This is a genomic window from Seonamhaeicola algicola (assembly GCF_007997385.1).
Taxonomy (GTDB): Bacteria; Bacteroidota; Bacteroidia; order Flavobacteriales; family Flavobacteriaceae; genus Seonamhaeicola; species Seonamhaeicola algicola.
Genome location: NZ_VOSC01000033.1, coordinates 434,016 through 460,624, shown reverse-complemented (window position 1 = coordinate 460,624; position 26,609 = coordinate 434,016). Strand labels below are relative to the sequence as shown.

The 26,609-nt window shown below is 34.5% G+C and carries 18 protein-coding genes and 1 tRNA gene; 15 read left to right on the top strand and 4 right to left on the bottom strand.

Translation table 11 applies throughout. The features are described from left to right. The coding region (locus tag FUA26_RS15610) for a 5'-3' exonuclease (RefSeq protein WP_317131288.1) at positions 1–1,033 on the bottom strand (1,033 nt) is incomplete at its 3' end. A gap of 171 nt (positions 1,034–1,204) precedes the next feature. Between FUA26_RS15610 and FUA26_RS15605 the strand changes: the two genes are divergently transcribed. Further along, on the top strand, positions 1,205–2,437 hold the full coding sequence (locus FUA26_RS15605; protein ID WP_147138284.1) for a metallophosphoesterase: 1,233 nt from the start codon (positions 1,205–1,207) through the stop codon (positions 2,435–2,437). Positions 2,438–2,523: 86 nt separating this feature from the next. Then, positions 2,524–2,820: a thioredoxin family protein gene (locus tag FUA26_RS15600; protein WP_147138281.1), complete on the top strand. Its 297-nt coding sequence runs from the start codon at positions 2,524–2,526 to the stop codon at positions 2,818–2,820. A gap of 131 nt (positions 2,821–2,951) precedes the next feature. Here the strand turns inward: FUA26_RS15600 and FUA26_RS15595 are convergent, their stop codons facing one another. Both FUA26_RS15595 and FUA26_RS15590 read right to left on the bottom strand, forming a co-directional pair. Beyond that, complete coding sequence (locus tag FUA26_RS15595; RefSeq protein WP_147138278.1) at positions 2,952–3,608, bottom strand: polysaccharide deacetylase family protein; 657 nt, start codon at positions 3,606–3,608, stop codon at positions 2,952–2,954. A 6-nt stretch (positions 3,609–3,614) separates the two neighbouring features. Next, positions 3,615–6,917 carry a DUF2723 domain-containing protein gene (locus FUA26_RS15590; RefSeq protein ID WP_147138275.1) on the bottom strand — a complete coding sequence of 1,101 codons (3,303 nt, stop codon included), beginning with the start codon at positions 6,915–6,917 and terminating at the stop codon, positions 3,615–3,617. Between the two features lie 153 nt (positions 6,918–7,070). On the opposite strand from FUA26_RS15590, the gene FUA26_RS15585 reads away from it, so the two are divergent. From FUA26_RS15585 to infB, 4 genes are all read left to right on the top strand, one after another. Then, positions 7,071–7,143: transfer RNA gene (locus tag FUA26_RS15585), tRNA-Gln, on the top strand. Between the two features lie 227 nt (positions 7,144–7,370). Continuing rightward, entirely contained in the window at positions 7,371–7,832 is a 462-nt protein-coding gene (gene rimP / locus FUA26_RS15580; RefSeq protein WP_147138272.1) for a ribosome assembly cofactor RimP, read from the top strand. 14 nt (positions 7,833–7,846) lie between these two features. Then, positions 7,847–9,079, top strand: coding sequence for a transcription termination factor NusA (nusA, locus tag FUA26_RS15575; RefSeq protein ID WP_147138269.1), 1,233 nt, complete (start codon positions 7,847–7,849; stop codon positions 9,077–9,079). Positions 9,080–9,184: 105 nt separating this feature from the next. Beyond that, positions 9,185–11,998: a translation initiation factor IF-2 gene (infB, locus tag FUA26_RS15570; RefSeq protein WP_147138267.1), complete on the top strand. Its 2,814-nt coding sequence runs from the start codon at positions 9,185–9,187 to the stop codon at positions 11,996–11,998. Positions 11,999–12,077: 79 nt separating this feature from the next. Here infB and FUA26_RS15565 read toward each other — a convergent pair whose 3' ends face one another. Then, a complete protein-coding gene (locus FUA26_RS15565; protein ID WP_147138264.1) occupies positions 12,078–12,470 on the bottom strand; it encodes an SPOR domain-containing protein in 393 nt (130 codons plus the stop codon). A 212-nt stretch (positions 12,471–12,682) separates the two neighbouring features. Between FUA26_RS15565 and FUA26_RS15560 the strand changes: the two genes are divergently transcribed. From FUA26_RS15560 to FUA26_RS15520, 9 genes are all read left to right on the top strand, one after another. Continuing rightward, positions 12,683–13,981 carry a cytochrome c3 family protein gene (locus tag FUA26_RS15560; protein ID WP_147138318.1) on the top strand — a complete coding sequence of 433 codons (1,299 nt, stop codon included), beginning with the start codon at positions 12,683–12,685 and terminating at the stop codon, positions 13,979–13,981. 72 nt (positions 13,982–14,053) lie between these two features. Then, positions 14,054–17,161 carry a TAT-variant-translocated molybdopterin oxidoreductase gene (locus tag FUA26_RS15555; RefSeq protein ID WP_147138261.1) on the top strand — a complete coding sequence of 1,036 codons (3,108 nt, stop codon included), beginning with the start codon at positions 14,054–14,056 and terminating at the stop codon, positions 17,159–17,161. Between the two features lie 104 nt (positions 17,162–17,265). Beyond that, complete coding sequence (gene nrfD, locus FUA26_RS15550) at positions 17,266–19,011, top strand: NrfD/PsrC family molybdoenzyme membrane anchor subunit (RefSeq protein ID WP_147138258.1); 1,746 nt, start codon at positions 17,266–17,268, stop codon at positions 19,009–19,011. Between the two features lie 9 nt (positions 19,012–19,020). Further along, complete coding sequence (locus FUA26_RS15545; RefSeq protein ID WP_147138255.1) at positions 19,021–19,554, top strand: DUF3341 domain-containing protein; 534 nt, start codon at positions 19,021–19,023, stop codon at positions 19,552–19,554. 12 nt (positions 19,555–19,566) lie between these two features. After that, positions 19,567–20,118: a c-type cytochrome gene (locus FUA26_RS15540; RefSeq protein ID WP_186826935.1), complete on the top strand. Its 552-nt coding sequence runs from the start codon at positions 19,567–19,569 to the stop codon at positions 20,116–20,118. Between the two features lie 20 nt (positions 20,119–20,138). Further along, the gene (locus FUA26_RS15535) at positions 20,139–21,500 is read left to right on the top strand and encodes a quinol:cytochrome C oxidoreductase (protein ID WP_147138253.1); all 1,362 of its coding nucleotides are present in this window, start codon (positions 20,139–20,141) and stop codon (positions 21,498–21,500) included. A 30-nt stretch (positions 21,501–21,530) separates the two neighbouring features. After that, a complete protein-coding gene (locus FUA26_RS15530; protein ID WP_147138250.1) occupies positions 21,531–22,598 on the top strand; it encodes a cytochrome c oxidase subunit II in 1,068 nt (355 codons plus the stop codon). A 30-nt stretch (positions 22,599–22,628) separates the two neighbouring features. Beyond that, positions 22,629–24,419: a cytochrome c oxidase subunit I gene (locus tag FUA26_RS15525; protein ID WP_147138247.1), complete on the top strand. Its 1,791-nt coding sequence runs from the start codon at positions 22,629–22,631 to the stop codon at positions 24,417–24,419. Positions 24,420–24,679: 260 nt separating this feature from the next. Then, positions 24,680–26,609: hypothetical protein (locus FUA26_RS15520; protein ID WP_186826933.1), on the top strand; the 1,930-nt coding region annotated here is incomplete at its 3' end.

Below are 26,609 nucleotides of genomic sequence, written 5' to 3'. Positions count from 1 at the left end.
TATGCGATGCTGAACTTGTTTCAGTATCTGCCTCATTAACATCGCCACCAAATAGGGAAAATTGACCTGCACCAGCCGTTGAGGTTGTTTTTGGTTTCGCTTTTTCCTCGGTTTTCGATGTTGTTTCAGCAGTTGCTTGAGTATCTTCAGCAGCAAAAGTTTTTAAGAAGTTTTCAGTGAGTCTTCTAAACTCTAAATCTTGAAAAATGGTTTTAACCGCTTCAATGTCCGGATCGCACATCTCAAAATCTTTTTCATCAAATTTCACCGGAACATCAAGCATTATGGTAGCCAGTTTTTTCGATAGTAAGCCTAATTCTTGATTAGCTTCTACTTTCTCCTTCATTTTACCTTTCAGCTCGTGGATGTTTTCAAATAAACCTTCCATACTTCCGTAGGCTTTCAGGAATTTTTTCGCGGTTTTCTCGCCAACACCTGGTAAACCTGGAATGTTATCACTGGCATCACCCATCATTCCTAAGAAATCAATCACCTGTAACGGGTCTTCAACTTCAAATTTTTTCTGCACTTCAGCAATGCCCCAAGTTTCGTAACCACCACCAAACGATTTTGGACGGTACATAAAAATATTTTCAGACACTAACTGCGCAAAATCCTTATCAGGTGTTACCATAAAGGTTTGGTATCCTTGTTTTTCGGCTTGTTTTGATAGGGTTCCTATAACGTCGTCGGCTTCATAACCTTCCTTCACCATAATAGGAATATGCATGGCTTTTAAAATCTCTTGAATGTATGGTACGGCAACTTTTATGGCTTCTGGCGTTTCGTCTCTGTTGGCTTTGTAAGCCTCAAACATTTCTACACGATCGGTACTTCCGCCTTTATCGAAACATACGGCTAAATGGTCTGGACGTTCACGTTTTATCACATCTAAAAGTGAATTCATAAAACCCATAATGGCCGAAGTATCGATACCTTTTGAGTTGATTCTTGGGTTTTTTATAAAGGCGTAATACCCACGGAAAATTAAGGCGTAAGCATCTACTAAGAAAAGACGTTTTTGGTCTGACATGAGTTTGAATTTGAAAGAAAATCAAAAATATGAAAAACTTACACGTAAACCACATTGTAATATATTTAGTTTTGGTGCGTCTTACTATAAAAATCTTAACTATACGTTAAATACAATGGTGTTTTAATTTTGTAGTTTAGATTACTAGTATCTTTGATAAAAATTGAGTATATGTTACGTTGGGGTATTTTTTTAGTATTATTTATTGTAATTGATATTTACGCATTTCAAGCTTTTAAAACCATATCAAAAAATGTATGGATACATGCAATTTATTGGTTATTAACATTACTGGTAGCAGGTAATTTTATTTTAAGGTTTTGGGGATTAAATAGAGCTGATTATGGAAATGCTCAGGCCTATGCCTTTGGCTTTTTAATAGCCTTTTTAGTGCCGAAAATGGTTATGGTTTTAATTATGTTTTCTGAAGATATTTTTAGAGTGCCACAAGCTATTTACCGATATTTTACACAAGGCACAGAGGCTAAAGGCAGCTATTTGCCATCACGTAGAGCATTTATTTCAAAAGTAGCTTTAGGTATTGCGGCTATACCATTTGCATCAATTCTTTATGGCATTTATAAGGGTAAATACAATTTTAAAGTATTAAAGTATACGCTGCATTTTGAAGACTTGCCTGAGGCATTTGATGGTTTCAAGCTTACACAAATTAGCGATGTGCATTCTGGAAGTTTTGATAATCCTGAAAAAGTTAACTACGCAATAGATTTAATAAACCAACAACAAAGTGATGTTGTATTATTTACCGGCGATATGGTAAATAATACCGCTAGTGAAATGAAACCCTATGTTAGTACTTTTAGTAAGTTAAAAGCAAAAGACGGTTTGTACTCGGTTTTAGGAAATCATGATTATGGCGATTATGTAACATGGCCATCAAATGAAGCTAAAAAACAAAACCTTCAAGATTTAAAAGATATGCAAAAGGAAATTGGCTTTAACTTATTGCTTAATGAACACAAATTTATTGAAAAAAATGGCCAACGAATAGCCTTAATAGGTGTTGAAAATTGGGGCGCTGGCGGATTTAAAAAAGCAGGCGATTTAAAAAAGGCCTCTTCGGGTGTAGAAAAAAATGACTTTAAAATTCTACTAAGCCATGATCCATCACATTGGGAGCAACAAGTAATTAATGATGATTACCACTACCACTTAACCCTTAGCGGGCACACACACGGTATGCAGTTTGGTATAGAAATTCCAGGTTGGTTTAAATGGAGTCCTGTTAAATGGCGTTACAAATATTGGGCAGGCATTTACCAAGAATTAGGGCAATATATTAATGTAAATCGAGGTTTTGGTTACTTAGCATTTCCGGGTCGCGTTGGTATTTGGCCAGAAATAACCGTAATAGAATTAAAAAAAGGCGTTAAAACAGCCTAAAAATGGTTAAAATTGTGCTATCTCGCACTTTTTTAATAAATTAGGCTACTGTATAAAAAGTACTTTACCAATTAATACTAAATAGTATGTCAAAATTTGGGGAACTTATAGACGTAGAAATTCCGGTATTACTAGAATTCTATACAAACTGGAATGATCAATCAACATCAATGCAATTGGTGTTAAGAGACGTAGCCGCTGCCCTAGGAGATAAAGCTAAAGTAATTAAAATTGATGTTGAAAAAAACGAAGAACTTGCCGAAGCTTTACGCGTAAAAACGCTGCCTACACTAATTATATATAAAGATGGCGAAATGAAATGGCGCCAAAGTGGTGAGTTAGATGCCAACACATTAATTGGTATAATACAAAATTACATATAATAGCTTGTTTTTATTTGGGCGTTACCACGCTTAGGCGTGGTCGGGCTTTACGCACTACACGGTAGTTTGCTTCAATCCCTAACGCGGGCAAATCATGTAATTTCACACAAAAAATTAAATAGAAGAAGTGTTTAATTGAGCGCTTTAAAACTATAGCCTTTTTTGCTAAAATGTTCTAAAACTTTAGGTAAGGCAAACATCATGTTTTTTTTAGCCTTCTCACTATCATGAAATACAATAATACTACCTGTTTTAGCTTTTTTAATAACGTTGTTTAAGCACTGTTGTTTTTTTATGTTTTTATCCCAATCAAAAGATAAAACATCCCACATAACAATATTAAAACCTAAAGCACGTAGCTTTTTACCTTGCAATGGTTTAATTTTTCCGTAAGGTGGCCTAAATAATTGGTTAGTTACCTGTGTAGTATTGTTTTTTAAACTATTTAAATCTATAGTTTTTTGTGCTTTAATGGTGTTGCTAATATACCAATTGGTTTTTGTTTTCCAGCCTTTTAAATGGTTGTAGGTGTGGTTACCAATACTGTGCCCATTAGCAATAACAGATTTAAAAATTTCAGGGTGCTTATCAATATTGTTGCCAATACAAAAAAAGGTGGCTTTAGCTTGGTATTGGTTTAATGTGTTTAAAACCCATTGCGTAACTACAGGTGTTGGGCCATCATCAAAAGTTAAGTACAATACCTTTTTTTTTGAAGGAATGTCCCAAATATACTTTGGGAACATTCGCTTTAAAAATTTTGGAGTTTTAACAGGTATTAAAGGCATATTACCTTAGTTTTCTGTGGCTTCAATGGTGTCAGGTTTAGGTGCTAAATCGTTGTTGCTTGCTGGTGTTACTTCTTCTTCACCAGTAAAATATTTAAACAATCTTAAATAGTCATTAAACACATCGCCTTCAGTGTTAGCAAACTCAATATCGTGCCTAATTAAAACATCAATTAGGGCTTTATAGCGTTGTATATCAGTGTAAATATCTTCAAACAAACGCTCCTGGTTTTGTAAAGACAAGCTGCTGTAATATTTTAGGTTTTCTTGGTATTTTACAGCAACATCTTTAAAAAGTTGTTGTGCTTTTTCTTTGTTGCCAACTTCATAATAAGCGCCAATATAAGGCTCTAAAAGAGTGTAATATCCAAAGTAATCTACAGGCATGTTTTTCATGGCTATGTCTGCTATTTCCTCTGCTTTTTCTAGTTTGCCTTCGTTTATAAGCTGCTCAATTAATCGGGCTAGATTACCTCTGTATGTAATTGAGTTTTTTCTGGTTTCAGTATCGTGGTAAATATCAGGGCTTCCGCTATTACCCCAATTCCATTTTTTTACTTTCTCGTACATTAAATCGGCATCAACACGTCCCATATCAAAAGGGTTTGCTCTGTCTACTTCAGTTTTAATAGGTACTAATTTGTAGCACATACCATCTAACTGTAGGTAGTCTTTCATCCAAATATAATCATCGTCACCAAAACTTCCGCCAGTAAAATAAATTGGGCGTTTCCAGTCGTTATTAGCAACAATGTCTAGCATTAATAAACGGTTTTTGTAAAGAGCGCCGCTACCAATTTCAATATCAATATGTGGTACAATTTTATCGGCATCTTTAGGTTTTACAATACCGTGTTTAATGGCGTTTTCTTTATTAACAGGTAATCTTAAAAATTTAGTTGGAATGTATCTTGCATTTAATTCTTGTGACGGATACGCTCTAACATCAGTTTCAGTAAATTGTTCTAAATAAAACTTAAATCTGGTTTTAGGATTATCACTAGTAATAAAGTTTAAAGCTTCTTTTATTTGAATGGTGTCGTTAGAAATTGGTGCAATTCTAACATAATCATTAGTGCCATGTCTGTAATCTTTATGCGTTAGTTGTGATGGCACAGGATCACTTTCATAAGCCTTACGTTTCATTTGATCTATGTACCAATCTGTTTGAAACAAACTGGTGTTTACAATACGTACATCGGTTCTGTAGCCTTCAATTTCTTGGGCGTACCAAAGTGCAAACGTATCATTATCTCCAATGGTGAACAAAATGGCGTTTTCAGCACAAGAGTCTAAATACTTTCTGGCCATGGCTTGCGCTGTGTACTTTTCAGATCTGTCATGATCATCCCAGTTGTTTGCCGCTAAAATGCCTGGTACAAGAATTAAGCAAATTACGGTTATAATAGGTGCAGCAAGTTTTTTAGGAATGTATGTTTTTATTACATCATAAATTGCATATACCCCAAAACCAATCCATAGTGCAAATACATAAAATGAGCCTACCACAGAGTAGTCACGTTCTCTAGGTTCAAAAGGGCGAACGTTGGTATAAACCTGAATGGCTATTCCTGTAAACAAGAAAAACACAAGCATTACCCAAAATAATTTTTTGTCTTTATTAAACAGAAAAAAGAATCCAATAATACCTAAAATTAAGGGTAGTAAATAATAGGTGTTACGGGCTTTGTTATTTTTTACATCAGAAGGTAAATTTTCTTGAGGATAACCAATATGCCAATTATCAAGTGGTTTTATGCCACTAAGCCAATTACCATGATTATCATAACGTCCTTGAATATCATCTTGTCTTCCTGTAAAATTCCACATAAAATAACGCCAATACATGTAGCCTAATTGGTATTCAAATAAATACCTTAGGTTGTCTGCTAATGATGGTTTTTCAACATCAAAATAATTAACGGCGTAGCGTTTTAAAAAGTTATTGTAGTCTTCATAATCTACATTACCTTGAGCTACTTCTTTTTTGAAATTATTTACAAGGTTGCGTAAATCGTTATCCATTTGATATTCTGGTTTTAGTTTAAAATTTAAAAATCCAGAAAACATCATATAATTTTCGGCATGTTCGCTACTCCACATTCTTGGTAAAAATGAGGCGTGTTTTGAGTTGTAATTTTGGCGTGCGTTTTTATAATCGTTTACAACAACATATTTGCCTTTTTGTTCGTCTTTTTCATATTTAGGCTTATCGTCTTTGTAAGGATTGTTTTCATCTAAAGCAGCGTACATATCAGTAAACTGAGGACCGTAAAACAGGTGTGTTTCAGGGTATTGCTCTAAGTTGTAGTATGCTAAAAGTTCGCGCGCACTAGAGGGGTTGTTTTCGTTAATTACTACATTGGCATTGGCTCTAATGGGTAGCATTAGCCATGTAGAAAAACCAATAATAACAAAAGTTAAGCAAAGAATAGCAGTGTTTAGGTGTACATAATTTTTTTGGCGTGTATATTTTATAGCATAAAAAATAATAGCTACTAAAACAATGCCTGCTATAATTGAGCCAGAGTTAAAAGGAAGGCCAGCGGTGTTAACAAAAAATATTTCTGAAGCACTAAATACCTTTAATATATTGGGAGCTAAAAATTTAAAAACAAATAATAACACAGCAACCGATGCAATGTTAGCTATGATGAAATTTTTAACAGTAACAGTTTTGTAGTTTTTAAAAAAGTAAACAAGACCAATGGCAGGTATGGTTAAAAGTCCCATAAAATGCACACCAAAAGATAACCCAATTATAAAGGCTATTAAAATAAGCCAGCGGTTACCACGGGGTGTGTTCATGTCTTGCTCCCAACGTAAACCTAGCCAAAACAAAACCGACATAATTAAGGTTGCCATGGCGTAAACTTCAGTTTCAACAGCGTTAAACCAAAAAGAATCTGTAAAAGTAAAGGCTAAACTACCAACAAGCGCACTGCCTAAAATAGCAAGTGCTTTGGGTTGATTATCATCAGTATTACCAACTAGTTTTTTTAATAAGATAGTAATAGTCCAGAACATAAATAGAATGGTAAAGGCGCTAGAAACAGCACTCATCATATTCATCATCCAGCCAATTTGTGATGCTTCTAAAGCAAATATTGAGAAAAATGCTCCAAACATTTGAAACAATGGCGCCCCAGGCGGGTGGCCAACTTGTAGTTTTGATGAGGTTAAAATATATTCGCCTGCATCCCAAAAACTAACCGTGGGTTCAACAGTTAAACTATAAGTAATTAGGGCAACTAAAAAAGAGAACCAGCCCAAAAGCGTATTCCATTTTTTAAAGGTCTGAATGGTCATAAAATTCATTGTTTGATTGCTTTGGCGAATTTAGTAATAAATGCCGTACTTCAAACTTTTTTAAGTAAACCTTAAGTATAAAATGATATTTTTTTCAAAAAATATTTGTGCAAATAAAACTTTGTACTAAATTTGCACCCTCAATTACACAATTGGCCTATGGTGTAACTGGCAACACGTCTGGTTTTGGTCCAGAAGAGTCTAGGTTCGAGCCCTAGTAGGCCAACAAAAATTGAATAAGCCCTTGCTTTTTAAGTAAGGGTTTTTTTATTATTTAGGTTTGCAAGCATTAGTGTTGCTTAAAAAAAAGAATGGTTTTAAATTTTGTAAACAACACAAAAACACATTGAAAGCCATTTATTAGGCATTCTTAATTAAAAATTATATATTTGCAGCGTTGTAAGGCAAAATTAACAATGAGGGGACGGAAAGTCCCCTCTTTTTATACTAAAAATGTTTAAAAGTACAGTTGAAAATTTACTTGAAAAAGCATTAGAAGAACGTACAGATTTATTTCTAATAGATTTTTCAATACAAGGAGATAACCAAATAAAAGTTATTATTGATGGTGATAACGGTGTGGTGGTTGATGATTGTATTTACATAAGCAGAGCCATTGAACATAATTTAGACAGAGAAGAGCAAGATTTTTCATTAGATGTTATGTCGGCAGGAGCAACAGCACCTTTGGTGAAACAACGCCAGTATAAAAAAAATATAAATAGAACCCTAAAAGTAAAAACAGCTACAGAAACTTTTGAAGGTACACTTTTTGAAGTTGCAGAAGAAGCTATTACTTTACAGTGGAAAGTTAGAGAGCCAAAACCCGTAGGAAAAGGCAAAGTAACTGTAACAAAACAAGCGAATATCGCTTACAAAGATATTGTAGAAGCAAAAGTTATGATTAAATTTTAATTCAGTAGAGAGTTATGGAAAATGTCGCTTTAATTGAATCTTTTTCAGAATTCAAAGACGATAAGCTAATTGACAGAGTAACGTTAATGGCCATTTTAGAAGAAGTGTTTAGAAGTGCTTTAAAAAAGAAGTATGGTGATGATGATAACTTCGATATAATTGTAAACCCAGATAAAGGAGATTTAGAAATTTGGAGAAACCGTATAGTGGTTGCCGATGGAGAAGTAGAAGATGAAAACCAAGAAATATCGCTATCTGAAGCAAGAAAAATTGAGCCCGATTTTGAAGTTGGTGAAGACGTATCTGAAGAAGTGAAACTTATAGATTTAGGAAGAAGAGCTATTTTAGCATTACGCCAAAACTTAATTTCTAAAATACATGAGCACGACAATACTATAATCTACAAACAATTTAAAGATTTAGTTGGAGAAATTTATACTGCCGAAGTACATCACATACGTCACAGAGCAGTTATATTGTTAGATGATGAAGGTAACGAAATTGTATTGCCAAAAGACAAACAAATACCTTCAGATTTCTTTAGAAAAGGCGATAATGTAAGAGGTGTAATTGACAGTGTAGAATTAAAAGGTTCAAAACCAACAATATTAATGTCTAGAAGCTCTCCAGTGTTTTTAGAAAAATTATTTGAACAAGAAATACCAGAAGTTTTTGATGGCCTAATAACCATTAAAAACGTAGTAAGAATTCCAGGTGAAAAAGCAAAAGTAGCTGTAGATTCTTATGATGATAGAATAGATCCTGTAGGTGCTTGTGTAGGTATGAAAGGATCAAGAATTCACGGAATTGTACGTGAATTAGGTAATGAAAACATTGATGTTATTAACTTTACAACCAATACACAATTATTCATTACAAGAGCATTAAGTCCAGCAAGAGTAACATCAATAAAACTTGATGAAGAAAACAAACGAGCTGAAGTAATTTTAAAACCAGAAGAAGTTAGTAAAGCTATTGGTAGAGGTGGTCATAACATCCGTTTAGCCGGCCAATTAACAGGTTATGAAATTGATGTATTTAGAGAAGGTGCTGAAGAAGATGTTGAATTAAGTGAATTCTCTGATGAAATTGAAAGCTGGATTATTGAAGAGTTTAACAAAGCAGGTTTAGATACTGCTAAAAGTGTACTTGAGTTACAAGTAAGCGAGTTAGTAAGAAGAACCGATTTAGAAGAAGAAACAATAACAGACGTTATTAGAATTCTAAGAGAAGAATTTGAAGAATAATACCAATTTCAATAGTTTTTTTAAGTAACAATGCATAGGCATATAAACTTAAAATTAGGGTTGAAGTGGTATATGACATATATTTGAGTATTTTAAAGGCAATTTATGGCTGAAACAATTAGATTAAATAAAGTATTACGCGAGCTTAATATCTCTCTTGATCGTGCTGTAGAATTTTTAGATTCTAAAGGCATAGAGATTGATAAGCGCCCAACTACAAAAATTTCACAAGAAGTTTACGCAATTCTTTCCAACGAATTTCAAACTGATGCTAATAAAAAAGTAGCATCAAAAGAAGTTAGTGAGGCTAAACAAAAAGAGAAAGATGAATTGAGAGAGCAACGTGAGCGTGAACTTGAAGCAAAACAAAAAGAGGTTGCTAAAAAAGACGAAGTTGTTAAAGCCACAGGTTCAATTACGGGTCCTAAAACTGTTGGTAAAATAGATTTATCACCAAAAAAATCTGAACCCAAAAAACCAGAACCTAAAGAAGAAGCGCCTGTAAAAGAAGCGCCAAAACAACCTGAAGCGCCAAAAGTGGTTGAAGAAAAACCTAAACCTACGCCACCAGCGCCTGCGCCAAAGCCAGTTGCTGAAACGCCAAAAAAAGAAGTGCCAAAGCAACCAGAGGCGCCAAAAAAAGTAGAGGTTAAGCCCGTACCTGTAGCAAAAAAAGAAGCACCTAAAAAGAAACAGGAGCCAAAGCAAGAGGAAACACCTGTATTAGGTGAGCAAAAGGTTGAAACAAAGTACCAAAAACTTTCAGGACCTAAAATTGCTGGAGATAAAATAGATTTATCGCAGTTTAACAGGCCAAAGAAAAAGAAAGAAGAAAAAAAGACCGACGATAAAAATAAAACTGGCGACGCCTCAAAAAGAAAGCGCCGTAGAATTAGTAAAGTAGGTGGTGGTCCACAACAAGGTGGAGGTAACAACCGCGGAGGTCAAAACAGAAATGATCGTTTTAAAGGAAAACAAGGTGGCGGAAGACGCAATGTTGTAAAAGAAGAGCCTAGTGAAGAGGATGTAAAACGTCAAGTAAGAGAAACTCTAGAAAAACTCCAAGGTAAAAGTTCTAAAGGAAAAGGAGCTAAATACCGTAGAGAAAAAAGGGAACAACACAGAGATCAAACCGAAAGAGAGTTACAAGCTGAAGCAGCAGAAAGTAAAATACTTAAAGTTACAGAGTTTGTAACTGCAAGTGAGGTAGCTACCATGATGGATGTTAGCGTTACCCAAATTATTTCTGCATGCATGTCTTTAGGAATGATGGTTACAATGAATCAGCGCTTAGATGCTGAAACACTATCAATTGTTGCTGATGAGTTTGGTTATCAAGTAGAATTTGTAACAGCTGATATAGAAGAAGCTATAGAAGAGGTTGAAGATAAACCAGAAGATTTATTACCAAGAGCTCCTATTGTAACCGTAATGGGTCACGTAGATCATGGTAAAACATCATTACTAGATTACATTAGAAATGAAAATGTAATTGCAGGTGAATCTGGTGGTATTACACAGCATATTGGTGCTTACGGTGTAGAATTAGAAGACGGACAAAAAATTGCGTTTTTAGATACACCAGGTCACGAGGCCTTTACAGCAATGCGTGCTCGTGGTGCCCAAGTTACAGATATTGCAATTATTGTTATTGCTGCAGATGATGACATTATGCCGCAAACAAAAGAAGCCATTTCGCATGCACAAGCTGCAGGTGTGCCAATAGTTTTTGCAATTAATAAAATTGATAGACCGGAAGCCAACCCAGATAAAATTAAAGAAGGTTTAGCTAATATGAATTTATTAGTTGAAGATTGGGGTGGTAAAGTACAATCACATGATATTTCAGCAAAACAAGGTACAGGTGTAAATGAACTTTTAGAAAAAGTACTTTTAGAAGCTGAGTTATTAGAACTTAAAGCCAACCCTGAAAAACCAGCATTGGGTACTGTGGTTGAAGCATTCTTAGACAAAGGTCGTGGTTATGTATCAACTATATTAGTACAAGCAGGAACTCTTAGGGTAGGTGATTATGTGTTAGCAGGACAACATAGCGGCAAAGTTAAAGCTATGCATGATGAACGTGGGCATGATGTTGCTGAAGCTGGCCCTTCTACACCAGTATCAATATTAGGTTTAGATGGTGCCCCACAAGCAGGTGATAAATTTAATGTGTTTGAAGACGAGCGTGAAGCTAAACAAATAGCAACAAAAAGAGCACAATTACAACGTGAACAGTCTGTTAGAACGCAACGTCATATAACACTTGATGAAATTGGAAGACGTATTGCACTTGGCGATTTCAAAGAGCTTAACATTATATTAAAAGGTGATGTTGATGGTTCAGTAGAAGCGTTAACAGATTCGTTCCAAAAATTATCAACCGAAGAAATTCAAGTTAATATATTACATAAAGGTGTTGGAGCCATTACTGAAAGTGATGTGTTGTTAGCATCTGCTTCTGATGCAATTATTATTGGGTTTAACGTTAGGCCAATGGGTAATGCACGTCAGGTAGCTGATAAAGAAGAAATAGACATCAGAACATATTCAATTATCTATGATGCTATTAATGATCTTAAAGATGCTATGGAAGGTATGTTATCTCCGGAGTTCAAAGAAGAAGTTACTGGTACTGCCGAAATTAGACAAACGTTTAAAATTTCAAAAATTGGTACTATTGCAGGTTGTATGGTAACAAATGGAAAAATATATCGTAGTTCTGGTGTTAGGTTAATTAGAGAAGGTGTTGTTATCTTCACTGGCGAGTTAGCTACACTTAAACGATTTAAAGACGATGTTAAAGAGGTGTCAAAAGGATACGATTGCGGTATGCAAATTAAAAACTATAATGACATTAAAGAGGGTGACATCATAGAGGCATTCCAGGAAGTAGCTGTTAAGAAAACCTTGAAATAATACATAGAATTAAAATAAAAAAAGCGAACTAATTGGTTCGCTTTTTTTGTATGTAAAAAGATGTTTTAATAGTATGTTACTAGCCTTTTTTAGGTTTAAAAATAAAAGCACTAGCAAATTTACTTTTTATGCGTTTTAAAGCTTTGTCTGCCTCTAATCGCGTTCTAAAATTACCTGCCCAAATTTTAAAGTTAGGCGACTCATATACAATTCTAGAGCTCCAATTAGCAAAGGTTTCATGGAAATCTTTTTGAGCAGCATAAGCACCAGCTCTATTGCCATTGTATATTTGAATTTTATATCTATCAGAACTGTCTTCATTTTTATTAATGTCTTTCTTTGCATTTAATAAAGCATCAATGTTTTTATCCTGATTTATACTTACATTACCCTGTTGTGCATAATTTTTAACTACAAATGATAAAAAGCACAAACAAACTAAAACTCTAAATTTAAAACTCAATTTTTTCATATTTAATTATTTATACAAATGTATACGTTATAAAATCAAAAAATAGTTGTTTTAATTATTTAGAATCTCTCTAAATTAGTAATTAACAACTCTGTAACATTTCTAAAATCGACTTTAAATGTTACTTTTGCCTGAGATTTTATAAGTATGATATTTGTCATGTTTCAATGAAAAAATCATACCAAAGATTAGATGTTAATTTAACCAATAATATGAAACAGGTGATTCACCGTAAATTAGGCAGTAACTTACTTCGTTTAGGCTTAATTATTTTATTAGCGTTTACAACCTCGCTCTCTGCTCAAGAAGGAGATCCAGCAAAAGGAAAATCATTGTTTAATACCAATTGTGCGGCATGCCATCATTTAGATAAAAAAATGACGGGTCCGGCGCTACGCCATGTAGAGAAGCGTTTAGCTGATGAACAAGGCTTGGGTAGAGAATGGATATACGCATGGATAAGAAACAGTTCTGGGGTTATTAAATCTGGAGATGCTTACGCAAACAAAGTGTATAATGATTTTGGTGGTGCTGCAATGACAGCTTTCCCGCAATTATCAGATGACGATTTAAATAATATTTTAGCATACACTGCTCAAGAAAAAGCGGCGCCAAAGGCAGCGGCTGGTGCTGGTGCGGTTGCCGGTGTGCAGCCAGTAGCACAATCTGGAGGAATTTCTAACGAAATTATTTTAGGTGCATTAGCAATTTTATTTGTGTTGTTAGCTGCAGGTTTGTTTTTAGTGAACAAAACATTACGAAGATTTGCGGCGGCTCAAAATATAGAATTGCCTGAGGTAACAAAAAGAAAGCCGCTTTGGAAAGCCTTTGTTGAAAATCAGTTTTTAATGTTGGTTACTGCAATTTTCTTTTTGCTTGCAAGTGCTTATTTTGCTTACGGTTACTTTATGCAAATAGGTATTGATCAAGGGTATCAACCAGTACAACCAATTCATTTTTCTCATAAAATACATGCGGGTGATAATGGTATAGATTGTAAATACTGTCACTCTTCTGCAAGAGTTAGTAAGCATTCTGGTATTCCGTCATTAAATATCTGTATGAATTGTCATAAAAACATTTCAGAATACAATGGCGAAACAACTCCAGAACATTCAAAAGAATTTTATGATGGTGAAATCCAAAAGCTTTATGAGGCTGTTGGTTGGAGTGATGCTGATCAAAAATATACAGGAGAATCTAAACCAGTAAAATGGGTTAGAATACATAATTTGCCAGATTTCGTTTACTTTAATCATTCTCAGCACGTAACTGTAGGTGGTCAAGAGTGTCAAACATGTCACGGTCCTGTTCAAGAAATGGAAGTGTTATATCAACATGCGCCATTAACAATGGGTTGGTGTATAGATTGTCATAGAAAAACAAATGTAAAAGTAGAAGACAATGAGTACTATGAGAAAATTCACGATGAATTATCTAAAAAGTACGGTGTTGAGAAATTGACAGTTGCTCAAATGGGCGGACTGGAATGTGGTAAGTGTCACTATTAATAATGTGATTTTCTTTTCGGCTAAAGCGGAAAACAATAAGTTAATTTAAAAGAAGTAATTCAATTATATCATATGTCATCAAACAAGAAATACTGGAAAAGTGTTGAAGAACTAAACGAGAATAGTTCTATTGTTGAGACGCTAAAACAAAACGAGTTTGTACAAGAAATTCCTGTAGATGAGTTTTTAGGAGACAAAGAGACTCTTGGAACAAGCTCTACTACTCGTCGTGATTTCTTAAAATACGTTGGTTTTAGTACTGCAGCAGCTTCATTAGCTGCGTGTGAAGGGCCTGTAAAAAAATCAATTCCTTATGTAGTGCAACCACAAGAAATTATTCCTGGTGTTGCTAACTATTATGCAACTACAATTGCAGACGGTTTTGATTATGCTAGTGTTTTAGTTAAAACGCGCGAAGGTCGTCCTATAAAAATTGAAAATAATAATATGGCTGCTACCAATGGTAGTGCAAATGCCAGAGTTAATGCTTCAGTTTTAGGCTTGTATGATAGCTTAAGAGTACAAGGGCCTAAAAAAGGTGAAGCTAATGTTTCTTGGGAAGCATTAGATGCTGAAGTTGTAAGTGAGTTAAACAAAGCAACACAAGCAGGTAAAGATGTTGTGTTATTAACGCAAACTTACGCTAGCCCTTCTACAAGCAAATTAATATCAGAGTTTAAAGAAAAATATGGTAATGTACGTCATGTAGTTTATGATGCTGTTTCTGAAACGGCGGCTATAGATGCTTACCAAGCTAAATATGGAGAACGTGGTCTTGCAGATTACGATTTTTCTAAAGCAATGACAATTGTTTCTGTTGGTGCAGATTTCTTAGGAGATTGGCAAGGTGGAGGTTTTGATGCTGGTTATGCTAAAAACAGAATTCCAGATCATGGTAAAATGTCTCGTCACATTCAATTTGAATCAAATATGTCATTATCTGGTGCAAACGCTGATAAGCGTGTGCCAGTAACACCAAGTCAACAAAAATTAGTATTAGCTAAGTTACACAGTTTAGTGGTTGGTAGTGCTTACGCAGGTGGCAAATTACCAGAATCTGTAGAGGTTGCTATTCAAAAAGCAGCATCTCAAATTAAAAAAGCTGGTAGTAAAGCTGTTGTAATTTCAGGGATACAAGATATAAACGCTCAAACAGTTGTTTTAGAAATTAACGAAGCTTTATCAAGTAAGGCTTTCAACCCTAATACACCAATTAAAACGAGACAAGGTAATGCTAAAGATGTAGCTACTTTGATTTCAGATTTAAAATCAGGTAACGTTGGTGTTTTAATTATGAGTGGTGTAAACCCTGTTTATACGTTGCCAAATGCCGCTGAATTTGCTGAAGGATTGAAAAATACATTCTCAGTAGCATTTTCAATGAAAGCAGATGAAACATCTACATTGTCTACATACATTGCAGCAGCACCTCATTACTTAGAATCTTGGGGAGATGTTGAGTTGAAAAAAGGCCATTATGCTTTAACGCAGCCAACTATACGTCCTTTGTTTAGTACAAGACAATTTCAAGAAGCTTTATTAAAGTGGACAGGCAATTCTTTGTCATACGTAGACTATATAAAGGAAACTTGGGGTACTAGTATTTTAGGCGGCGGTTCTTTCAACAAAGCATTACATGATGGTGTTTATGTTGGAACTATTGCTACAGAAGTTGAAGATACAACTGAAGCTACTGAAGAAACAGAAACAGCAGTAAGTAATGCAGTTTCTGCTTTAGCAAAATCAGTTAAATCTACCGAAGGTTTAGAATTAACCTTATACACTAAAACAGGAATGGGTGATGGCCAACAAGCTAATAACCCATGGTTACAAGAATTTCCAGATCCTATTACAAGAACATCTTGGGATAACTATTTAACAGTTTCAAAAGCTGACGCAGAAGCCTTAGGCTTAAGCAACAGGCATGTTGCTACGGGGGCTTTAAATGGTAGTTACGCTAATGTAACTGTAAACGGAGTAACCATAAAAGTACCTGTTTTAATACAGCCTGGTCAAGCTAAAGGATCTGTTGGTTTATCATTTGGTTATGGTAGAACAGCAGGTTTAAAAGAAGAAATGATGACGGGTGTTAATGCTTATGCATTATATACAAACTTTAATAATGTACAAAACGTTACTGTAGAGCCTGCTTCGGGCGAGCATGAGTTTGCATGCGTGCAGTTACATAACACGTTAATGGGACGTGGTGACATTGTTAAGGAAACAACATTAGAAATTTTTAATACTTACGATAAGGAAGATCATGAACATGGATGGAATAAAGTACCTAAAGTATCTTTAAACCATGAAGAAACTCCTGTAACATCACCAGATGTTGATTTATGGGAAGAGTTTGATCGTTCAATTGGTCATCATTTTAACTTATCTATAGATTTAAATGCATGTACCGGTTGTGGCGCTTGTGTTATTGCGTGTCATGCCGAAAATAACGTGCCAGTTGTAGGTAAAGATGAAGTACGTAGATCTCGTGATATGCACTGGTTACGTATTGATAGATATTATTCTTCAGAAGATTCTTTTGAAGGTGATAACGAAAAGAAAGATAACATTTCAGGTTTAGGAGAATCATTAAGCCAATTTGGTGAAATGGAATCTCCAGCAGATAATCCACAAGTTGCTTTCCAACCAGTAATGTGTCAACACTGTAATCACGCACCATGTGAAACAGTTTGTCCTGTTGCAGCAACATCACACGGTCGTCAAGGTCAAAACCATATGGCTTACAACCGTTGTGTAGGTACAAGATACTGTGCAAACAACTGCCCTTATAAAGTACGTCGTTTCAATTGGTTCTTATACAACAGTAATGATGAGTTTGATTATCATATGAATGATGATTTAGGTCGTATGGTATTAAACCCAGATGTTGTTGTACGTTCTCGTGGTGTTATGGAAAAATGTTCTATGTGTATTCAAATGACACAAAAAACAATACTTGATGCTAAACGTGACGGACGTGAAATTAAAGACGGTGAACTTAAAACAGCATGTTCTGCAGCTTGTAGTAGTGGTGCTATGGTTTTTGGAGACATTAATGATAAACATAGTAAAGTTGCAAAACTTAAAGAAGATAACCGTATGTATCACTTATTAGAGCATATTGGTACCAAGCCAAATGTTATCTATCAAACAAAAGTGAGAAATACAACTGAAGCATAATTAAGTAAAAAGTTTACAAAGTTTACAGCGTTTAAAGCACAAAAAACTTCTAAACACCTAAACGAATAAACTTCTAATAAAAATAAACAATTAAACAATAAAATATGGCGTCTCATTACGAAGCACCTATTAGAAGACCCTTAGTTACAGGCAATAAATCATACCACGATGTAACCGTGGATGTAGCTAAGCCTGTTGAAGGAAAAGCAAATAAACAATGGTGGATTGTTTTTGGAATATCATTAACAGCTTTTCTTTGGGGAATTGGATGTATTTTATATACCGTATCTACTGGTATAGGAACTTGGGGTTTAAATAAAACCGTAGGTTGGGCCTGGGATATTACAAACTTTGTTTGGTGGGTAGGTATTGGTCATGCAGGAACCCTTATTTCTGCGGTACTTTTATTATTCCGTCAAAAATGGCGTATGGCCATTAACCGTTCTGCAGAGGCAATGACAATTTTCTCGGTAGTTCAAGCAGGTTTATTCCCAATTATTCACATGGGGCGTCCGTGGTTAGGTTATTGGGTGTTACCAATTCCAAATCAATTTGGTTCTTTATGGGTTAACTTTAACTCGCCATTACTTTGGGACGTATTCGCTATTTCAACATACTTATCAGTATCATTAGTATTCTGGTGGACAGGTTTATTGCCAGATTTTGCTATGTTACGTGATAGAGCTATCAAACCATTCCAAAAGAAAATATATGCATTATTAAGTTTTGGTTGGTCGGGTCGTGCTAAAGATTGGCAACGTTTTGAAGAAGTATCTTTAGTGCTTGCTGGTTTAGCAACACCTTTAGTACTTTCAGTACACACAATTGTATCGTTTGACTTCGCAACATCTGTAATACCAGGTTGGCATACAACAATATTCCCTCCATATTTTGTTGCAGGAGCGGTATTCTCTGGTTTCGCAATGGTAAATACATTACTTATCATTATGCGTAAAGTATGTAATTTAGAAGACTATATTACAGTACAACACATTGAGTTAATGAACCTTGTAATTATGATTACAGGATCTATTGTAGGTGTAGCTTATATAACTGAGTTATTTATAGCATGGTATTCTGGTGTAGAATATGAACAATATGCATTTTTAAATAGAGCAACAGGACCATACTGGTGGGCATATTGGGCAATGATGACTTGTAACGTGTTCTCTCCACAGTTTATGTGGTTCAAAAAATTAAGAACAAGTATTATGTTCTCTTTCATTATTTCTATAGTTGTAAACATAGGTATGTGGTTTGAGCGTTTCGTAATTATTGTAACATCATTACACCGTGATTATTTACCATCATCATGGACTATGTTTTCTCCAACTTTTGTTGATATAGGTATCTTTATAGGTACAATTGGTTTCTTCTTTGTGTTATTTTTATTATACTCAAGAACATTCCCTGTTATAGCACAAGCAGAAGTTAAAACAATATTGAAATCATCAGGTGACAAGTATAAAACGATAAGAGAATCTGGTGCAACTTTAAGTGGTACTGGTGCAGATGAAAGAACATCTAAAGTAGGTAATGCTTCAAGCAATGTAACTAAAGTTGAAGTTGAAGAAATTTCACAAGAAGAAAAAAACGAAAGAGTTAATAACTTATTAGGTTCTATTGGTGCTTTTGATGCCAATACACAAACTGCTGATGATTTAAAGAAAATTAGTGGAATTGGACCTAAAATGGAAGAAGTGTTAAATAGCATTGGTATTTACACATTCTTACAGGTAAGTAAAATGACGAAAAAAGAATACGATTTACTAGATTCTATTACAGGTTCTTTCCCAGGAAGAGCAGAGCGTGATGATTGGTCTGGTCAAGCAAAAAATTTAATAAACTAAAAGTAGCATATGGAAGCTTCAAAAGTAATTCACGCTATTTATAACGACGACGATGTACTAATGTCTGCTGTTAAAAAAGTTAAAGCAGAAAAGCATCATATAGAAGAAATTTATACACCATTCCCAGTACACGGTTTAGACAAAGCTATGGGATTAGCACCAACGCGTATAGCTATAACAGCTTTTATGTACGGTCTAGTTGGTTTAACAGTGGCTATAACCATGATGAATTTTATCATGATTAAAGATTGGCCTCAAAATATTGGTGGTAAACCAAGCTTTAGCTACATAGAAAATATGCCAGCTTTTGTACCAATTATGTTTGAGCTTACAGTGTTTTTTGCAGCGCATTTAATGGTAATAACTTTTTATTTACGTAGTAGAATGTGGCCATTTAAAAAAGCTGAAAATCCAGACCCTAGAACTACTGATGATCATTTTTTAATGGAAATTGCTGTACATGGAAATGAAAGTGAGTTAGAAAACTTACTAAAACAAACTGGAGCTGTAGAAATTAATTTAGTAGATAAAGAAGCGCATTAATATAGTACTATGATGAAAAGCGTATTTAAAATATTAGCAATAGCAATCGTTTTAGTAGCAGTATCATGTAAAAAAGATACGGCTCCAAACTATCAGTTCATGCCTAATATGTATGAATCTGAAGGATATGAAACTTATGGCGAAGCAGCATTTCGTAATGGTGTTGAAGCGCAGTTACCTGTTGAAGGTACAGTAGCAAGAGGTTATATTCCTTTTGATATAGATAATACTACCGAAGGTTATGAACTAGCTAAAGCTACTTTAAAAAGCCCGTTAGATTCTACTCAAGTAGATTTAGATAAAGGTAAAGAACTTTATGATATTTATTGTGCTATTTGCCACGGTGGTAAAGGAAATGGCCAAGGTAATTTAGTTAAACGCGAAAAAATACTAGGTATACCAAGTTATGATGACGTGGGAAGAGCAATTACTGAAGGAAGTATTTATCACACTATTTACTACGGAAAAAACAGTATGGGTTCATACGCTAATCAATTAAACCCTGAAGAGCGTTGGCAAGTAGTATCATACGTTTTAAAGTTAAAAGCAGATTTAGAAAAGTAAGAAGATAAGATTATATAGATATGTACACATTTTCAAATAAATTAAGAACTTTCTCTTTCATTCTAATGATTTTAGGATTGTTAGGTGTTGGATATGGTTTTATGACATCTCATAAATCTTTTGAAGACGTTGAGCATTTATTAGAAGCTGAAGCACACCACGGTGGCGGTCATGCTGAAGAAGCAACTCATCACCAAGCTCCAGCACATAATACGCATGATAATGCTGAACACAACACACACAATGCTGCTGATGCTCATGCTGATGAACATACAAAACATGTTGAGCATGTAATGCACCAAATAGCTAACAGACCTTGGGCTGCTTTATATGTAGCCGCGTTCTTCTTTATGATGATCGCTTTAGGCACTTTAGCGTTTTATGCCATACAAATAGCATCGCAAGCAGGATGGTCTCCAGTTCTTTTCAGAATAATGGAAGCTATTACAGCTTATGTATTACCAGGAGCTATAATAGTATTATTAATTGCTATAGCATCAGGCACTATAGGTCATTATAACTTATTTATATGGATGGATCCTGAAGTTGTGGCTCATGATAAATTAATTCAAGGTAAAACAGGTTTCTTAAACCTTACAGGATTTACTATTAGAGGTATTGTATTTATTGCTGGTTGGGCAGCTTACCGTCATTTTGCACGCAAGTTTTCAATAGCTCAAGACACTGCTGATGATAATAGTAACTACAAAAAATCATTCCGTATAGCTGCAGGTTTCTTAGTGTTCTTTATTTATACAGAATCTATGATGTCTTGGGATTGGATTATGAGTGTAGATCCGCACTGGTTCTCTACATTATTTGGTTGGTATGTATTTGCAAGTATGTTTGTAAGTGGTATTACTACCATAGCATTAATAACTTTATACCTAAAAACTAAGGGGTATTTAGAGTTTGTAAATGAAAACCATTTACATGATGTAGCTAAATTTATGTTTGCAATAAGCATATTCTGGACATATTTATGGTTCTCTCAGTTTATGTTAATATGGTACTCAAACATACCTGAAGAGGTAACATATTTCATTGCAAGATTTAATGATTATAAATTACCATTCTTGGGTATGGTTGTATTAAACTTTGTATTCCCTATTTTAATGCTAATGAGTGCAGATTACAAACGCGTACCTTGGTTTGTAGTTATGACAGGTTTAGTAATTCTATTAGGTCATTACATAGATGTTTTCAATATGATTATGCCAGCAACAGTTGGTGACAGATGGTCTGTAGGTATTCCTGAAATAAGCTCAATATTATTATTCGCTGGCTTATTCATTTTTGTAGTATTTACCGCTTTAACAAAAGCACCTTTACTAGTAAAAAGGTACCCGTTTAGAAAAGAAAGCGAAGAATTTCATTATTAATTAAAGATTAAATAAAGACGAACAATACCAATGACTGCTTTATTAACAATTATAGTTTTAGTATTTATTTTAATTGCCATTTGGCAAATGGTTAAAATATTCGATTTGGCACAAGCTAAAAATGAAAATACGCAAGTTGCCACAGATAAGGATAATACCTTAAACGGATATTTAATGATGGGCTTCTTAGGGTTTATCTATTTAATAACCATTATTAGCTGTGTAAAATGGGGAGATTTACCTCTATTATCTAACTCAGCCTCAGAGCATGGTCCAACCATTGATAACTTAATGGTTATATCATTGGTAATTATCTTTTTTGTTCAAACAATAACTCAGTTTTTATTACACTACTTTGCTTTTAAATATAAAGGTGAAAAAGGTAAACAAGCACTGTTTTTTGCAGATAATAATAAGTTAGAAGCTATTTGGACAATTATACCTGTAATTGTTTTAGCCGGATTAATAATTTACGGTTTAAACACATGGATTAACATTATGGGGGTTGATGAAAGCGATGATCCAATAGTTGTTGAATTATATGCACAACAGTTTAACTGGAAAGCACGTTATGCAGGTGCCGATAATACATTAGGTAAAGCTAATGTACGTTTAATTGATTTAGACCGTGCAAATATTTTAGGTTTAGATGAAGCAGACCCAAATGCACAAGATGATATTATAACAACAGAATTACATTTACCTAAAGGTCGCCCAGTATTGTTTAAAATGCGTTCACAGGATGTGTTACACTCTGCTTACATGCCACATTTTAGAGCCCAAATGAACTGTGTTCCTGGTATGATTACACAGTTTGGTTTTACGCCCTCAAAAACTACTGAAGAAATGCGTGCTACACTTGAAATTCAAGACAAGGTTAAAAATATTAATGAAATTAGAGTTGAAAAAAGTAAAAAATTAGTTGCTAAAGGTGAAGACCCATTAGAACGCTATGAGTTTGATTACTTACTTATTTGTAATAAAATTTGTGGAAAGTCTCATTACAACATGCAAATGAAGATTGTTGTTGAAACTGAAGAAGAATTTAATGCTTGGTTAAAAGAGCAAAAAGAATTCAAAAACTCTCTAATTAACTAAATAAAAAAAAGAAAAAAACGATATAAGATTATGTCAGCACACGCAGATACTCACGCTCACGACGATCACGGACATCATCATAAAGAAACTTTTGTAACAAAGTATATTTTTAGCATGGATCATAAAATGATTGCTAAACAATACTTAGTTACTGGTACTATTATGGGAGTTATTGGAGTAATGATGTCATTATTATTCCGTATGCAAATTGCATGGCCAGAGCAACCTAATGTTTTATTTGAAGCATTATTAGGTAAATGGGCTCCAGACGGTGTTATGGATGCCGATATATACTTGGCCTTAGTTACAATACATGGTACAATAATGGTGTTTTTTGTACTAACAGCAGGTTTAAGTGGCACTTTTAGTAACTTGTTAATACCATTACAAATTGGAGCACGAGATATGGCTTCTGGTTTTTTAAATATGGTATCTTATTGGTTATTTTTTGTATCAAGTATAATAATGGTAATTTCATTATTTGTTGAAGCAGGACCAGCAGCTGCAGGTTGGACAATTTATCCGCCTCTTTCAGCACTACCAATGGCCCAAGGAGGATCAGGTGCAGGTATGACTTTATGGTTAGTTTCTATGGCAATTTTTATTGCTTCATCATTATTAGGGTCTTTAAATTATGTAGTAACTGTACTTAACCTGAGAACAAAAGGTATGTCTATGACAAGATTACCATTAACCATTTGGGCATTTTTTGTTACAGCTATTATTGGTATTATATCATTCCCTGTATTACTATCTGCCGCTTTATTATTAATAATGGATAGAAGTTTTGGTACATCATTCTTCTTGTCAGATATCTTTATTCAAGGTGAAGTTTTACACTATCAAGGAGGTTCACCTGTATTATTTGAACACTTATTTTGGTTTTTAGGTCACCCTGAAGTGTATATTGTAATTCTACCAGCAATGGGATTAGTTTCTGAAATAATGGCAACCAATTCACGTAAACCAATATTTGGTTATCGCGCAATGATTGCTTCTATTTTAGCAATTGCATTCTTATCAACAATAGTATGGGGTCACCATATGTTCGTATCTGGTATGAATCCATTTTTAGGTTCTGTATTTACATTCACAACTTTATTAATTGCAATACCTTCTGCCGTAAAAGCATTTAACTGGATTACTACTATTTGGAAGGGTAACTTACAAATGAATCCAGCAATGTTATTTTCCATTGGTTTTGTGTCTACTTTTATTACTGGTGGTTTAACAGGTATTATTTTAGGTGATAGTGCTTTAGATATTAATGTGCATGATACATACTTTGTAGTGGCACATTTCCACTTAGTAATGGGTATATCTGCTTTATATGGTATGTTTGCAGGTATATACCATTGGTATCCAAAAATGTACGGTAGAATGTTAAATAAAAATCTTGGGTATATTCATTTCTGGATTACAGCAGTTTGTGCTTACGGTGTGTTTTTCCCAATGCATTTTATAGGTATGGCTGGTTTACCACGTAGATATTACACAAATAGTAATTTCCCTTTATTTGACGATGTATCAAATGTAAATGTTATAATAACAATATTTGCTTTAATTGGTGGAGTTGTTCAAATTGTATATTTATACAATTTTTTCTCAAGTATGTACTACGGAAAGAAAGCAACACAAAACCCATGGCGCGCTACTACTTTAGAGTGGACTACACCTGTAGAGCATATTCATGGTAACTGGCCAGGTGAAATACCTCATGTATACCGATGGTCTTATGATTATAGTAAACCAGGTCATGATGTAGATTTTGTACCTCAAAACGTACCGTTGAAAGATGGTGAAGAGGAACTTCAGCACTAACATCATTACAATAAAAATATTAAAAAAGCCTTTCCAAATTTTTGGAAAGGCTTTTTTGTTTTTACTCACATCATCAATATTAGTACACTTAATATCGTTTATGTGGTAAAAAAAATCGACGAAAAGTAAAAATAATTAACAAATATCGACGAAAATCAAAAAAATAGGTTAAATTGCACCGTATTTAAGATGCTGTAATATATTTATTCTTATTATGTAAGTTTAGGATTAGCATCATTAATGTAACTTAACTATAAAGTATGAAAACAAAATTACTTCAAGGTAATGTATTAAAATGTATGTTCCTTTTGTGGTTTTTAGGGTTTACGTTAACTTCATATGCGCAGTGCCCTTTAATACCTAATCCTACCCCAGCGCCCATTTGCGACGCCTCTAGTTTTACATTTTCTAATTTAAACACGTATGCCACAGATATGGGCAACGGCATTGTATGGTACGATGCTCCTACAGGAGGTACAGCCTATAATGCTAACCAATTAGTTTATGAAGGCACGTACTATGCAGGTGATAGTTCAGGCTCATGTGGTGCAAGATCTCCTATTGTTGTTGATTTTGTAGTAGACGCATCAGGCGAAAATTTAGATAGAATTTATTGTAGTAATGAAAATGCAACTATACAAACTTACATTGATGATGTATTAGCAGCTAGCATACCTTCAGGAGGTTCCGTTGAAATTTACCGAGATTTTTCATTAACTAACCAAGCTGCACCTGCTGATGTTATTCCTGTAGGCGCTCAAAATTACTTTATTATTTTTGTTGACAATAGCAATTGTAAAGGTCAAATTGAAATTGGTCAAGTAGGTGTGTTTTCAGCACCTCAAGATCCAACGCCACAACCGCTGCAAGTTTTTTGTTCTAATACCAATCCTTTAGTTGGAAATTTAGATCCAGGAACTACTTCTACAAACTTTAATTGGTATGAAAATATTGATGGTTTTGGAAACCCAGTTCCACCAGCGCTTTCTTCAACCGCAGCTTTAATTAATGGTAATACATATTACGTTCAGGTAGATGATATTTTTTGTGAAAGTAATGTTGCCTCTGTAACTGTAAATATTGAAACACCACCAAATCCGGGTACATCATCAAATTTAGAGTATTGTAATGATAGTTTACCTGCTTCAAATTTCGATTTATTTGATGAATTAGGAGGTATTAAAGATACAAACGGAACTTGGTCTGGGCCAGTAGCCACTTCTAATGGCTTTAGAGGTACAGTTAATATTTCTGGTTTAACAACAGGAGGTTTATATATTTTCTCATATACAGTACCAGCTACAACAGCTTGTCCGCAATCATCTGCTACAGTAGCCATTCAGGTGTATGAAGCGTTTTCTTCTGGAGTGGCCTCAGCACTAAATCCTGCACTTTTTTGTGTATCGGCATTGCCAACAAATTTTGATTTGTTTACATTATTAGAAAACGAAGACCCAAACGGACAATGGACAATTGGAACTTCTAGTTCAGATCCTGTAACAACATCAACTATTGATTTATCTTCATACACTACAGGAACATATAATTTTACATATACACAAAATTTAGCACCAAATCCGTGTCCTGAAGTTTCAACAACAGTTCAAGTTACCGTATTACAAAATCCTAATGCAGGTAATGCTATTAACCAATCGTTTTGTGAAAACGATTTATCAGCCAATTCACCATTCAATCTATTTGACGCTTTAGACAATACACAAGATAATAATTCGGGCACTTGGACAGATGCTAGCAATACAACCGTTTCAAATAGCATAGATATTACAAGCTTTACCGTAGCTGGTAGCCCATATACGTATACATATACAATTGATAACGGGGCGTGTATTGATACAGAACAAATTACAATTACCATAGACGATGCACCAGAATCTGGAACCGCGAATGCACCCGTTGAGTTTTGTGAAGGCTTAGCGCCATCAAACTATGATTTATTTGATTTACTAGCAGATGAAGACCAAACAGGAACGTGGTTAGATGACGATGCTACAGGCGTGTTAACAGGAAATATAGCTGATTTATCAAGCTTAGCACCGGCAACATATAATTTTACATTTGATGTTGATGCAATTGGCAGTTGTGATGATGTAAACGTAACAGTAAGTGTTATAATAAACCCATTACCAAATACAGGAGTGCCAGCACCCGTAGCATTTTGCGAAAATGATA

Coding starts and splice junctions, on each gene's coding strand:
- FUA26_RS15605 (WP_147138284.1), top strand. CDS start 1,205: ATGTTACGTTGGGGTATTTTTTTAGTATTATTTATTGTAATTGATATT.
- FUA26_RS15600 (WP_147138281.1), top strand. CDS start 2,524: ATGTCAAAATTTGGGGAACTTATAGACGTAGAAATTCCGGTATTACTA.
- FUA26_RS15595 (WP_147138278.1), bottom strand. CDS start 3,608: ATGCCTTTAATACCTGTTAAAACTCCAAAATTTTTAAAGCGAATGTTC.
- FUA26_RS15590 (WP_147138275.1), bottom strand. CDS start 6,917: ATGACCATTCAGACCTTTAAAAAATGGAATACGCTTTTGGGCTGGTTC.
- rimP (WP_147138272.1), top strand. CDS start 7,371: ATGTTTAAAAGTACAGTTGAAAATTTACTTGAAAAAGCATTAGAAGAA.
- nusA (WP_147138269.1), top strand. CDS start 7,847: ATGGAAAATGTCGCTTTAATTGAATCTTTTTCAGAATTCAAAGACGAT.
- infB (WP_147138267.1), top strand. CDS start 9,185: ATGGCTGAAACAATTAGATTAAATAAAGTATTACGCGAGCTTAATATC.
- FUA26_RS15565 (WP_147138264.1), bottom strand. CDS start 12,470: ATGAAAAAATTGAGTTTTAAATTTAGAGTTTTAGTTTGTTTGTGCTTT.
- FUA26_RS15560 (WP_147138318.1), top strand. CDS start 12,683: ATGAAACAGGTGATTCACCGTAAATTAGGCAGTAACTTACTTCGTTTA.
- FUA26_RS15555 (WP_147138261.1), top strand. CDS start 14,054: ATGTCATCAAACAAGAAATACTGGAAAAGTGTTGAAGAACTAAACGAG.
- nrfD (WP_147138258.1), top strand. CDS start 17,266: ATGGCGTCTCATTACGAAGCACCTATTAGAAGACCCTTAGTTACAGGC.
- FUA26_RS15545 (WP_147138255.1), top strand. CDS start 19,021: ATGGAAGCTTCAAAAGTAATTCACGCTATTTATAACGACGACGATGTA.
- FUA26_RS15540 (WP_186826935.1), top strand. CDS start 19,567: ATGAAAAGCGTATTTAAAATATTAGCAATAGCAATCGTTTTAGTAGCA.
- FUA26_RS15535 (WP_147138253.1), top strand. CDS start 20,139: ATGTACACATTTTCAAATAAATTAAGAACTTTCTCTTTCATTCTAATG.
- FUA26_RS15530 (WP_147138250.1), top strand. CDS start 21,531: ATGACTGCTTTATTAACAATTATAGTTTTAGTATTTATTTTAATTGCC.
- FUA26_RS15525 (WP_147138247.1), top strand. CDS start 22,629: ATGTCAGCACACGCAGATACTCACGCTCACGACGATCACGGACATCAT.